The sequence below is a fragment of the Verrucomicrobiota bacterium JB022 genome (assembly GCA_030673845.1).
In the GTDB taxonomy this organism is placed as follows: Bacteria; Verrucomicrobiota; Verrucomicrobiia; order Opitutales; family Oceanipulchritudinaceae; genus WOUP01.
Window position 1 is genome coordinate 158,343 of the sequence record JAUTCQ010000021.1, and the last position, 12,984, is coordinate 171,326.

The following is a 12,984-nucleotide window of genomic DNA, read 5'->3' on the forward strand; positions in this document are numbered from 1 at the left end:
GCAAAAAGGTCTATTCGGCGCTCACTTCGGGCCAGCCGTCTTCGGTCCAATGGATCTTGTCGATCCGCAGCTTGGGCCAGCCGTGCGCTTCCGCATCGTAGGCGTGCGAGACGATGTAATCCGCGCCATCGAACGTGTAGACGGCGTTGTGCCCCACCCCATGCCAGCGCTTGTCGCCCTGCAGGATGATCGTGCCGCCACCGTCGAGCAGGGGCTCGCCTTCGCGGTCTACATACGGCCCCAGGAGCGACTCGGAGCGGCCTACGATCACCTTGTAATCACTGCGCGCGCCCCGGCAGCAGTAGTCGATGGAGGCGAAGAGATAATAGTGGTCGCCGTGGTGGAAGATGAAGGGTGCCTCGATCGCGTTGGCCCCCGGTTCCTCGCCGTTTTCGTTTTCGCGCACGCGGGTAGCGATGGTCAGAAGGTCTTGCCAGCAATCGGCCAGGCTCAGCCGGTCGGGCATCAGCTTGGCGATCTTGAGGCCGCCCCAGAAGGAGCCGAACGACATGTAGGGTGTGCCGTCGGCATCGTCGATAATGTGCGCGTCGATAGCATTCCAGTTGGTGACGCCGGGGAAGGACTGCACGATCTTGCCATGGTCGACCCACTTGAAGTTCGGATCGTCGCGGTCGAGCGTTCGATTGGTTGCCACACCGATGGCAGAAGTGTTTTTACCGAAAGCCGAGGCCGAATAGTAGAGGTAATAGAGCCCGTCGTGGAAGTAGATGTCGGGCGCCCAGAGATGTCCCTGGAACTCAGGAATCGCGACCGGAATCCACTCCGGGAAGGGATCGAACACGCCGGGTTGGCGCGTCCATTCCTTGAGATCCGTCGAGGTCCAGACAGAGATGCCGGGGCCGGTGGTGAAGAGGTAATAGGTGCCGTCTTGCTCGATCATCACCGGGTCGTGCGCAATCACGCCGTTGGTGGGCAAGGTTGAGCCGATTTCGGGCACCGGGGGCCGTTCCTGGGCGTGCAGGGAAGTCGCCAAGGGCAGCAGTAAAGTCCGCAGAAGGCGGGAAAAAGTGGAGTTCATGAGGCGCACAGGCAAAGTACTCCCCAGCCGGCACGGGAGGCCGGCCGGGAAGCGTTTCGGTGGTTCGGGGGGCAGAGATCAGGGCAGGGCCGGGCTTCCCAGCACCGGCATCCCGCCCTTCCAGGCGATCTCTTTGACAAAAGTGTGACGGTTGGGATCCCACAGCGGGTCTCCTACAATTTCGGTATAGGTGCGGGCATGGTAGACGAGCAGGTCCTTGCCGTCTTCGGAGACCGTAAAGCTGCTATGACCAGGGCCGTAAATGCCGTGCTCGAAATCGCTCTGGAAGATCGGCTGCGGGCTCTTCGTCCAGCTCTGGGGGTCGAGCAGCTCGGCGTCTTCATCGGCAGAGAGCAGGCCCATACAGTAGTTCTCGTCGGTCGCACTGGCCGAGTAGGTGATGAACACCTTGCCGTGGCGGACGAGCACCGCCGGGCCTTCGTTGACCCAGAAGCCGCGGATCTCCCAGTCGAACTCCGGCTTGGTCAGCATCACAGGCTGGGTTGCCAGCTTCACGGGCGTCTCCATTGCGGCGAGGTAGAGGTTGGAGTTGCCCTGGATCTGAGGATCTTTCTGCGCCCACAGGTAATAGAGCCGGCCTCGGTGGCGGAAGGTGGTGGCGTCGAGGCAAAAGCTCTCCCAGCCGGTCTTGACCTGCACGGGCTCCGTCCACGGGCCTTCTAGCGGGTTGGCGGCGTCGGTCGAGATGGCATACATGCGGTGCTGGAACAGGTTGTCCTTGATCTCGCGGCTCGGAGCAGCGGCAAAGTAGACATACCAGCGGCCTTCGTGGTGGTGGATCTCCGGCGCCCAGATGAGTTCGCAGAGCGGGCCCGTCGCTGGCTTGTGCCAGACGGCGACCGGCTGGGCCTCGCGCAGGCCGGCAAGCGTGTGGGAGCGGCGGACTTCGATGCGGTCGTAGGCCGGGACGGAGGCGGTAAAGTAGTAGTAGCCGTCGGTATGTCGGTAGACAAAGGGATCGGCTCGCTGTTCGATGAGTGGCTGGAGGCGCTTCATGGAAATGGCTTAGATCGTGGTATCGTGGATGACGCCCGCCATGGGCTGCAGGCCCGGCTCGCGGCCTTCCTTCATGCGGTTGTAAAAGGCGTCGGTGATGCGGTATTTGAACATGACCCAGCCCATGATGGCATGGAACGCCCCGGGGATAATCGTCACCATCAGCGCGATGCCCGTCAGCGTGTAAGAGCTTTGCGGCACATCGGGCACGTAGTGGAAGACGGTCAGCAGGATGTTGGCGAGCGAACCGGCCACGGCCATACCCGTCTTCTGGCAAAACGAGATGCCCCCAAAGGCGATGCCGGACACGCGCTGCCCCGTCTTGGCCTGCCCATAATCGACCGCTTCGGCGATGGCCGACCAGAAGACCGGGGCGTGCAAGTCGACCACGAACGACAGCAGGGCGTAGAAAACGAAGGCCGTCACCACATCGCCCGGCCCGACCAGTAAGAGCATCGCGAGGCTGATCACGCCTACGGCGAGCTGCGTCCAGCGAAACATCTGCACCTTGCAGTAGCGCTTGGTGATCCAGGTGGAGGCGACCATCGCGAGGATGGCCGCACCGACACCCGTGCCAAGGAAGGGGGCGATCAACCCCTTGTCGCCCAGGTAATATTGCGCGTAGTAGGCGGCGACAGAGTTGCGGATGGTGTAGCCTACCGTGCCGACTACGCAGACGATGCAGAGCACCACCCATTGGTCGTTGCGGAAGAGGATCTTCCACTGCTCGGCTAGCGGCTTGCGGTCCACCACGTGCTCGACTCGCTCGCGCGTGGTGATGAAGCAGAAGAGGAGGAAGAAAACCGAGAGCAGCGCCATCAGCCCCATGGCCAGCTGGTAGCCGCGCTGCATACTCTCCGCCCCCCAGATCTGCGCGAGCTTGGGCACGGCGATGGCGACGAGAAAGGCCGCGACCTTGGCCAGGAACAAGCGGTAGCCGTTGGCCGAAAGGCGCTCTTTCGGGTCGTCCGTCAGCACCGAAATGAGCGAGATGTAGGGGATCGTGACGCCCGTGAACATGAGCGTGACGAAGATGTAGGTAGCGTAAGCCCAGACGAGTTTGCCCGCGTAGGCGAAATCGGGTGTCGTAAAAGTCAGGAAGACGGCAATGCCGAAGGGCACCGCCAGATATAACAGGTAGGGTCGGTAGCGCCCGTGGCGGCCCTTGAGCTTATCCGTGAGGATCCCCATCGCGGGGTCGGTCACTGCGTCGATAATCCGCACTAGCGGAAACATGAGGGCGAGGTGCGCAGGCTTAAGGCCGAAGACGTCGGTGTAAAAGTAATTGATGATCAGAAACATCGACGAAATGACCACATTGATGGCCATGTCGCCGGATCCGAATCCGATCTTCTCCAGCACGGTTAGCTTCTGTGTCTTCATGTAGGGGTAGAGCGCAGGCGGAGCCTGTGGGGCTAAGGAGGCGGGATTCTGCGCAGCAGGAGTCAAAGCCAGCGCCCCGAGTGACAGGGCGCTGGCGATGCTGTTGCTACTCCTATTGACGTGCAGAATCCCCTTTCAGCTTCGTCAGATAAGAAATTTGCGGGTTAAGACGACCGCGCTCAGGCTGCGGCGTCTGTAGGGGGCACAAAAACAGGGTCAGGGCATGACGCGGTGAAAGGGTTGGTTTTTCCGGGTGACCGTGGACCGTATGGCCCGCGGGTGAGTAGCGCACATCCCTACATGCGCCCTTCCCATCCCTACCCCGCCGAAATTTCGCAAAAAAAATGGCCGCCATTTTCGCGACCGGAAGCGGCAGTGCTCTAAATTCCCATACTGCGTTCCTCCACGAGCGTTGTCGCCTCGCGCAGGATGATGCGGGCAAAGGCCCAGTCGAACCAGAAGCCGAGCACCGGGGTGCCCCGGTCGGCGCGGTTCGGGTTGCGGGTTTCCGTCAATTCCGTGGCAAGGGCCAGGCTGGCGCGGGCAGAATCGATACGGCCCAACCGCGCCTCCGCCATCGCCTGGATGGCCTTGACCGTAACGGTGCGGGGAGCATTGCTATCCGAGTATTCGACGCTCCTTAGGCACCAGTCGATTGCCGCCTGGTAGTCGCTGGAGCGGTATTCGAAAAGGGCGATGGACATGCATTGCCATGCGGCCTGGAAAGTATCGCCACTCGCGGCAGCCTCAATCGAAACTTGGGTGGTGAAGTCGGCATATTCCTGCAGATCTTCCAGCAAAGTCGCTTCTGCCGGGGCCAGTAGGCTGATCTTGACGATACGATCGGAGAAGCTGCCGGCGGCGGGAAAGCGATCGACTGCGATGCGGCGGAACCGGTCATACGCCTCACGATCACCCAACTCGATCAGCACCGGGCCCAGCTCCAGATAGTCGAGCGTGCGGACGTCGGCACCTTCCAACTCGTTGATCCGCAGCAGCACGCCAAAACACTCGGCGGCCTTGGCCCAACGCTCGTTGATCGCGTGCCACTCGCCCACCGCGCGGTAGACGGCCGCACCCTCCATCGTCGAGTCGGTCAGCGTCACTCCTTTCAGTAGCTCGTCGGCTTCCGGGTAACGCTCCTGGCTAACCATGAGGGCGGCTTGAGTGACCATTTCGCGTTCTTCGGCCTCCTGACGCAGGCGGGCCTGTTGCTGCTCGGCCTGCACCGCGCGTTGACGGGCCTCACGCTCGTTCAGGAAAAGGTGGGTCGAGACCCCGAGGGCGGCGAGGAGAATGGTCGTGACCATCGCCGAGGCAAAGAAGACTGCGCGGTTACGCCGCACGAGCTTGCGAAACGAATAGACCCACCCGGCAGGGTGCGCGAGCACGGGGTCGTGATTGAGGAAGCGCTGGGCGTCCATCGCGAGGCCGTTGGCGGTCTCGTAACGGTAGCGGCGGTCTTTTTCGAGAGCCTTCAGCGCAATGCAATCGAGGTCGCCCCGGAGGTGGGCCAGGAGGCGGGCGGGCGTCGTCTGGCGCTGCTCCGCCACGGCCTGCAAGGCTTCCGGTGGCAACGCCGCCAAGGCCACCGAAGGGCGCAATGGCGTATATTCGCGCAGGGCGCGACGGACTTCTTCCAGACCGGCCTCTTCCGGAAGCCGCCCTTCCAACGGAGTGCGACCGGTCAGCAACTGAAAAAGCAACACGCCGAGGCTGTAGATGTCGCTGCGGGTATCGACGTCCAGCTCCCCCACCTCTACCTGTTCGGGGCTCATATAGGCAGGGGTGCCGATCCAGAGCGCAGAGGTGCTCAGCGTCTGGCGTTCGCCGCGCCGAGCTTCTGCCGCCCGGGCAATGCCAAAGTCGATGACCTTGGGCTGCGCCACGCCGTCGTGCTGGGCGATCATAATGTTGGAGGGCTTGATGTCGCCGTGGATGATGCCCTTCTGGTGCGCGTGCTGGATGGCGTGGCAGACCTGGATAAAGAGGTGAAGCCGCTGACGGATCGAGAGCCGGTGCTGGTCGCAATAATCGGTGATCCGCACGCCGCGCACATGCTCCATCACAAAGTACGGTGCACCCTTGTCCGTCGCCCCCGCATCGAAGACACGCGCGATGTTGGGGTGGTCCATCATTGCGAGGGCTTGCCGCTCGGCTTCGAAGCGTGCGATCACGCTCCGGCTTTCCATCCCGCCCCGGATGATCTTGAGAGCTACGTGGCGCAGTACGGGCTCTTCCTGCTCGGCGAGGAAAACGGCGCCGCAGCCGCCCTCCCCGATCTTCTCCAGCAGCTTGTAGCGCCCGATGCGCGAGCCGATCGCCTCGTCGTCCAGCCGGCCGCCCTGGTCGGGCAAGACGGAACTGCGGACCCGGCGCTTGAGCAAGGTGAAGGTGTCTGAGAGGCGGACGACCGAAGCGCCTTCTTCGAAAAAGCGGTCGGCTTCGCGGTGGGCCTCCAGCAGGGCTTCGACCCGGGCGCGCAGCTCGGCGCGGCCGGCGCAGGCGCGGTCCAGATACGCGCTGACCTTGGTCGGGTCGACCATCTCGGCGGCGGTGGTAAAGATCGCCTCTTCCTCTTTCCCGGCCTCTTTCATCGGCGCAAAAGCTCAGCTCTGGCTACTGCGGATCGACTGATAGAGCCAGGCTTTGGCGTAGGTCCACTGGCGCTCCACGCTACGCTCGCTCATGCCCATAGTTTCGGCCACCTCGGCGGTGGTGCAGCCCCAAAAAACCTTCAGCTCCACGATGCGGGCCTTGTCGGCATCGTGCTCCTGCAGGCGCTCCAGGGCCTCGTCGATCAACAGGATGTTCTCTTCGGGGGTGGTGGCCGCGAGGTCCAGATCTTCGACCTGCACGCGGGTCTGGTTGCCGCCACGTTTGAGGCGCGACTTGCGGCGGGCGTTTTCGATCAGGATCCGGCGCATGGCCTGGGCCGCCGCGCCAAAGAAGTGTGCGCGATTGGCCCATTGACGCGTACTGCCGCCGACTACGCGCAACCAGGCCTCGTGCACCAGCGCGGTGGGCTGCAGCGTCTGGTAATGGTATTCACGCGACATGCCGATAGCAGCCTGTCGGCGCAGGTCGTCGTAAACCATCGGGAGCAGGTCGTCGGCGGCCTGTTTGTCGCCGCTGCCTAAGGCACGGAGGCATTGAGTAATGTCGGAAACCGTCCGGTCGAGCGCGCGCTGAGCGGCTTGGGCAACGGTAGGCTGGCGATCCTGAAGGGCGGGCCCGTCGTTGGCCGGGCGCAGGCGCAAGGAAAAATAGGCGGGGGAAAGGGTCGACTTCATGGGGGGTGCAAGGAGGGGGTGTGGCCGCGCTTCCGCAGCCGGAAGGAACAGGGGGAGAAACAAAAAGCTGTGCCGGGTTCAAGACGGTAGGATACGAGGGGACGAGGAACCAATGTAGCTTGTCTTCGCGGCAGTAGGCCACAGCCGGAGAAAACCATCAACGTTAGGCGGCCAATGGGGCGGTGACAATAGGACGTAGCGCTGCATGAGGGTACACGGGAGGGGGTGATTCAGCCTTGGCTGAAGGTGTAATGAGGAGACTGTGCAGCCTCGATACGCTCGGGGGAGAACGCTGCCGCCATGTGCGCTACTACATGAGGGTATGCGGCGAGAAGCTGCTCAAACTATGTCGGCAGCTTATCCTAATTTTCGTAAAAGCAAAGCGAAATCTTCGCGTTGAGCCTACGGGAGCCCTGCCCCGCCGCGGTATGGCATGGGCAGCGTAACGCCTCGACGTTCCAGCAAGGTGCCCTCGGCCAGGTAGAGGTCGACCAGCGCAATGCGATACTGGATAATCGCCCCCACCCGCGCGATTTCCGCTTCCAGCAGGTCGCGTTGAGCCTGGGCGAGCTGGAGAGATGTGCCGCTACCGAGTTCGAAGCGGTCTTCCTCGGCGGTAACGGCTTGGCGCTGCAGCTCGACGGTGACAGCGGTCGCCTCGATCTGCTGGCGCAGACGCTCGACTTCGTTCAGCGCGAGCAATACGTCGAGCTGGATGACCTGGCGCAGGTTGCGCAGTGATTCCACCGCCTGGTCGCGGGCGGCGCGGGCGGCGAGGTGTCGACCTTCGGCGGCACGATTGCCCAGCGGCATGCTGAATTCGACCCCCGCCATCAGGTCGTACGTCTCATCGTCCATGCGGCGGAAAGAGCGCTCGACCGATTGCGCGTAGCCCGTCTTGCCGAGATCGAGGAACAAATCGAGCCGCGGAAGCAGGCCGTTGCGCGTTTGCAGGACTTCGAGGCGGTTCTGGCCAAAGAGGTTCTCCGCCTCCTTGAGGTCGGGGCGCGACTGGAGGGCCAGCTGGATGCGCTCCGCGCCGTCGCGGATGGGCTCGGGCTGCAAGGGCGGCGTCGAGCGGGTATCGATCTGCGTTTCGTTGAAGGAGCTGTTGGGCGGCAGGATGAGCTGGGCCAATTCGAGGCGTAGTTGATTGGACCGGCTGCGGGCGTCGATCAGGTCTTGCTGGCGGCGCGCCACCTCGGCCTTGATCGCAGCGGCATTGATGGGGGGCAGCGTCCCGATCTCGATCTGGGTCTGGATCTCGTCGCGTTGCTGCTCGGCCACCGCCAGGGAGCGCTCGAAAATGGCAATTTCTTCCCGCGCGAGCACGTATTCCCAATAGGTCGTCTCAACTTCGGCCAGCAGTGCCTCGCTGAAGGCGGCCAGCTCATAGTAGCTCGCATCGCGCGCCAGCTCAGCCGCCCGGACAGCGGCTAGGTTGACGCTGGGGCCAAAGCCGCGCAGCAGGGATTGCGTGACGGAGAGCCCGAGCCGGGCCGACTGCTCTTCCTGCGTCCGGCTGGAGACCGAGCGCCCTTGCTCGACCGAGACTTCGACTTCCGTCCCCGTGGGCAGGGTCTGGCGAACGCCGACGGCGGCGTTGTTGTCGTTGCCGACCACGTTGTAAGAGCCCCCGGTGCCTCGGTCGGTTTCGGAGACGTTTTCTTCGTCGTATTGGTAGGAGGCGAAGATCTCCGGATCGAAGATACCACGCTCGGTCATGAGGAAAGCGTCGGCAATGACGGGCTCCAGCTCTTGCACGCGCAAGTTGCGGTTGTGCCGCAGGGCGAGAAAGACGGCGTCTTCGACCGTCAGCGCGTATTCGGTCGGCGCGGTGCGCACGGCGGCTTCGTTGAAGCTCGCCGGCGGCTGGACGGGCCCCGCGATCACCGGGTCTTCGACGCGGATTTCGCCACCCGAGGAGGTGGGGACGACCAGCGGGTCGGGCTCGACGCGGCTGGAGCATCCTGCCAGCCCGAGGCCGGCGATGAGGAAACAGGTGGTAAAGCAGCGGAGGCGAGACATTAGCGCGACTCCTTCCAACGACGGAAACCTTGGTGCATGAGCGAGTAGATGGCGGGCACGAGAAACAGCGTGATGAGCGTGGAACCAAAGAGACCCCCGACGACCGCACGGCCCAGCGGGGCTTGCGCGTCGGCCCCTTCGCCGATGCCGAGGGCGAGCGGCAACAGGCCCAGCATCGTGGTGAGGCTGGTCATGAGGATCGGGCGGAGGCGGCGGCGACCGGCTTCGCGCACGGCGGCCATCAGATCCCAGCCCTTTTCCTCCAGCTGGCCGGCCTGATCGACCAGCAGGATGGCGTTGTTGACCACGATGCCTGCGAGCATGATACAGCCGATGCCGCTCTGCAGGTTGAGCGTGGTGCCGGTGAGAAACAGCGTGAGCAGCACCCCAATGGCGGCCGTGGGCACGGAGAACATCACCACGAGCGGGTTGAGCAGCGATTCGTATTGGCAGGCGAGCACCATATAGACGAGCAGGATCGCGAGCAGGAACGAGATCCCTAGCTCACGCGCTGCCTCCTGTTGTTCCTCGTAGCTGCCGGCCACGTAGAAGGAGTAGCCGTTGGGCAATGCGATGGTGTCGAGCGCCGCCTGGACGTCTGCCACGACCGAGCCTTGGTCGCGGCCTTCGATGTTGAGGCTCACCCGGGCGATGCGCTGCTGGTCCTTGCGCGTGATCTCCTGCGGGCCACGCCCGGAGGTGACGGAGACGAGGTTGCGCAGGGCCACGTCTTCGCCGCTCTCGGTCGTAAGACGCAGGTCGAGCACTTCATCGATCGTCCGGTGCTCGGCTTCGGAAAGCTGGACGAAGATGCGGTAGGAATTGCCGCCCGTCTGGTAGTCTCCGGCGTCGGAACCGGCAATGGCGGCTTCCACGAGGCGGGTGACGTCGCGGGCGCTCAGGCCCAGATCGGCAATCTTCTCGCGGTCGATCTCGATGCGCTCCTGCGGAATGCCTTCGGTGATGCTACGCTGCACGTCCGTGACGCCGGGGATGTCGATGATGGCGTCTTCCACCTCTTCACCGAGGGCGGCCAGGGTATCGAAAGCGAAACCGCGAATCTCGATCGTAAGGCCTTCGTTGCCACCGAGCAGGCGGTCGAGCAGGAACTGGCCTTGCGGTGCGCGAGTGCGCACTTCCATCCCGGGGATCTTGCCCGCCAGGCGCTGACGGAGGTCTTCCGCAATCTCGATGTTGGAGCGGGCACGCTGGGCCGAAGGGGTCAGCGACAGGCGGATTTCGCCTTCGTTACCACTGACGCTGACGACTGAAGACACCATTTCGGGCACCGCAGGGAAGACGATCTCTTCCATCTTGCGCGTCTGCTCTTCGACCAGCTCCAGGCGGGTGCCGACCTCCATCTCGCCCTCGATCCGCACTTCGCCTTCGTCGGTCGGCGGGAGAAATTCGGACCCGATGTAGGGCCAGAGAAAGAGCGAGCCCGCCAGCATCGCCGCCACCGTGCTCACCACTACGAAACGGCGGCGCAGCACCTTGTCGAGCACCGAGCCGTAGCCGCTTTCGAGGCGGTTGAAGCCGCGGTCGGACCACGCGAGCAGCTTGGTAACCCACGGGGCGCGCTTGGCCTCCTGCTCACGACTCTTGAGGAAGCGGGAGCAGAGCATCGGCACGAGGCTGAGCGCGACGGCCAGCGAGCAGCAGAGCGAAAAGACGATGACGTAGGCCAAGTCGCGAAACAGCACGCCCGACACCCCTTGGATAAAGATGATCGGCAGGAAGATGACCAGTGTGGTGATCGTGCTTGCGGTAATGGCAGAGGCCACTTCGTCGGCCCCGTGAGCGGCGGCTTCGCGGCGGTCTTCGCCCTCTTCGTCGCGCCGACGGAAGATGTTTTCGAGCACCACGATCGAGCTGTCGACCATCATGCCCACGCCCAGGGCAAGGCCGCCGAGCGTCATGAGGTTGATAGTGAAGCCGAGGAAGTAAACCAGCGTAAAGGTGGCAATGATCGAGATCGGGATCGCGATGCCGATGATGATTGTGCTGCGGAAGTTGCGCAGGAAGAAGAGCAGGATCAACACCGCCAGGCCGCCGCCATAGAATACCGACATGGCCACGTTTTCGATGGAGCGCTGAATGAAGTTACCCTGGTCGATGACCGGCACCACTTGCAGCTGCGGGAAAGATTCGTTGATGTCTTCGATCTCTTCGAGGATCGCCCGCGACACTTCGACGGTGTTGGCGCCTGCCTTCTTGCGAATGGCGATGCGCAGCCCCTGCTCGTCGTTGATGCGGATGTAGCGGGTCAGCTTGGTGTAGGTGTCGAGCACCTCGGCCACCTGGGCCAGGCGGACAACCGCCCCGTCGCGGTTGAGAATCGCGGTGTTGCGCAGCTCTTCGAGGCTCTGGAAATCGGCGGGGGCACGCAGCGTAACCTCGTAGCGACCGGCTTCGATCTTGCCCGCCGGCAAATCGAGGTTGGCGTTTTCGATCGCATCGAGCACGGTGTCGATGGAAAGGCCGAGTGCGCGCATGCGATCGGGGTCGATCTCGACCCGGATCTCGCGGGTAAAGCCGCCCCAAAGGTCGGCCTGAGCCACGCCGGGCACGCGGGTAAAGCGGTAGCGCAACTGGTCTTCGACGATCTCCGTCAGCTCGACCGGGTCGAGCTTGCTGGAGATGCCGAGAAGGACGACGGGAAAGCTGTCGATGTCGAATTTGCTGACGCGGGGGCGCACCACGTCGTCGGGCAATTCGTTGATTTCGTCGGCCAGTGTCGCCTGCAGGTCGAGCGCCGCCTGGTCGACATCGGTGCCGAAGCCATAGGTGAGGCTGACGCGGCTGCGGCCTTCGCTGGAGGTGGAGGTGAGCTCCTCGATGCCGGGCGTGGTGGCGACGATTTCTTCGATAATCTGCGTGATCAGGCGCTCCATCACCTCGGGGCTGGCCCCTTGAAAATCGGTCGTGACGGAGATGCGCGGCAGCTCGACACTTGGCAACATGTCGATCTTGAGCTCGCGAAGGGAGACGACACCCAGCACGATGACGATGAGGGTGATCATCGTCACGAATATGGGCCTGCGGACGCTAAACTTGGGCAGGCTCATAATCAGTCAGCGTCGATGGTGATCGCCGAGCCGTCTTCCAGCAGCTGCTGGCCAAGCGTCACCACTTGGCCAGACACGTTGCCCGACGTCACTTCCACCCGGTCGCCCTCGCGGATCCCGAGCCGTACCGGCTGCCAGGAAACGGTCTTGCCACCTTCATCGACCAAAAAGACCCCGTTGGTATTGTCGCGACGCACGACGGCGGCCTCCGGGATGATGATCGTGTCTTCGTGGTCCTGCATCACCAGCTCGGCCCGCACAAACATGCCGGGCTTAAGCCGTCCGTCGGCATTGGGCACCTCAAATTCGACCATGGCCTGGCGAGAGTTCTCGGAGAAAACCGGAGCGACCCGCACCACCTTGCCCTCGAAGGTCTGTCCGGCATAGGCGTCGGTACGAATGGTGACGGTGTTGCCGTTGGAGACGCGGGGATAGTCACGCTCCGTCACGTTTACCACGCCCAGTAGCGGGTCGAGGTTGACGATGCGGAACATCTCGTCGTTGACAGCGACCATGTCGCCTTCGTCTACAAAGCGTTCGGCTACGATCCGGGTGGCGTCTCCTTCGCTCCATTCGGCGCGGACTTCGGTATACCCCAGCTGCAGGTGGGCCGTTTCCAACGCTGCTTCGGCACGGGCGACCTGGGCTTGGGCCACGGCCAGCCCGGCGCGGGCAGAGCGTTCACTGCCCAGGGCGGTATCGTATTGGGTATCCGACGAGACGCCACGCTCGCGAAGCTGGCTGACGCGCTGCATTTCGCGTTGGGCAATCTCCGCCCGGGCCTTGGCTTCCTCCAGGTTGGCCTCAGCCACGAGCAGGTCGGCCTCGGCGCGGCGGACTTCCTGCACGTAAGATTCATCTTCCAGCACGGCGACAATGCCCCGGCGCTCGATGGTGTCGGAAACGCGTACCTTTAACTGGTCGACGCGACCGCTGACTTTGCTCGCAACCACAAAATCGGCACTGGCGCGCAGGGTGCCGCTCAAATCTCGACGTTCCGTAATGGTGCCCTTCTCAACCGTGAAGACTTCGACCGGAGCCGGTCGGCGTTGGGGAGCTTCGGTCGTCGCCTGTTGACCGCATCCGGCTAGCCAGATTGCGACCCCGGCGAATGCCACGGGAAGAGATAGAGTACGATAGAGAGCCACGGCTAAAA

Annotated in this window: 8 protein-coding genes; all 8 read right to left on the reverse strand. The window is 63.2% G+C overall.

Going from position 1 to position 12,984, the window contains the following annotated elements; all coding sequences use genetic code 11:
• Window positions 1–10: 10 nt before the first annotated feature.
• Window positions 11–1,039, reverse strand: a complete 1,029-nt coding sequence (locus Q7P63_17065; protein MDP0501808.1) for a family 43 glycosylhydrolase — start codon at window positions 1,037–1,039, stop codon at window positions 11–13.
• 78 nt (window positions 1,040–1,117) lie between these two features.
• Entirely contained in the window at window positions 1,118–2,056 is a 939-nt protein-coding gene (locus Q7P63_17070) for a family 43 glycosylhydrolase (protein ID MDP0501809.1), read from the reverse strand.
• A 9-nt stretch (window positions 2,057–2,065) separates the two neighbouring features.
• Entirely contained in the window at window positions 2,066–3,439 is a 1,374-nt protein-coding gene (locus tag Q7P63_17075) for an MFS transporter (GenBank protein MDP0501810.1), read from the reverse strand.
• Between the two features lie 380 nt (window positions 3,440–3,819).
• Window positions 3,820–6,036 carry a serine/threonine-protein kinase gene (locus tag Q7P63_17080; protein MDP0501811.1) on the reverse strand — a complete coding sequence of 739 codons (2,217 nt, stop codon included), beginning with the start codon at window positions 6,034–6,036 and terminating at the stop codon, window positions 3,820–3,822.
• Between the two features lie 12 nt (window positions 6,037–6,048).
• Window positions 6,049–6,732, reverse strand: a complete 684-nt coding sequence (locus tag Q7P63_17085; protein MDP0501812.1) for an ECF-type sigma factor — start codon at window positions 6,730–6,732, stop codon at window positions 6,049–6,051.
• A gap of 402 nt (window positions 6,733–7,134) precedes the next feature.
• Window positions 7,135–8,760, reverse strand: coding sequence for a TolC family protein (locus Q7P63_17090; GenBank protein MDP0501813.1), 1,626 nt, complete (start codon window positions 8,758–8,760; stop codon window positions 7,135–7,137).
• The gene (locus Q7P63_17095; GenBank protein MDP0501814.1) at window positions 8,760–11,828 is read right to left on the reverse strand and encodes an efflux RND transporter permease subunit; all 3,069 of its coding nucleotides are present in this window, start codon (window positions 11,826–11,828) and stop codon (window positions 8,760–8,762) included. Before Q7P63_17095 ends, Q7P63_17090 begins: the two co-directional genes overlap by 1 nt.
• Before the next feature lie 2 nt (window positions 11,829–11,830).
• The gene (locus Q7P63_17100; GenBank protein MDP0501815.1) at window positions 11,831–12,946 is read right to left on the reverse strand and encodes an efflux RND transporter periplasmic adaptor subunit; all 1,116 of its coding nucleotides are present in this window, start codon (window positions 12,944–12,946) and stop codon (window positions 11,831–11,833) included.
• Window positions 12,947–12,984 lie beyond the last annotated feature (38 nt).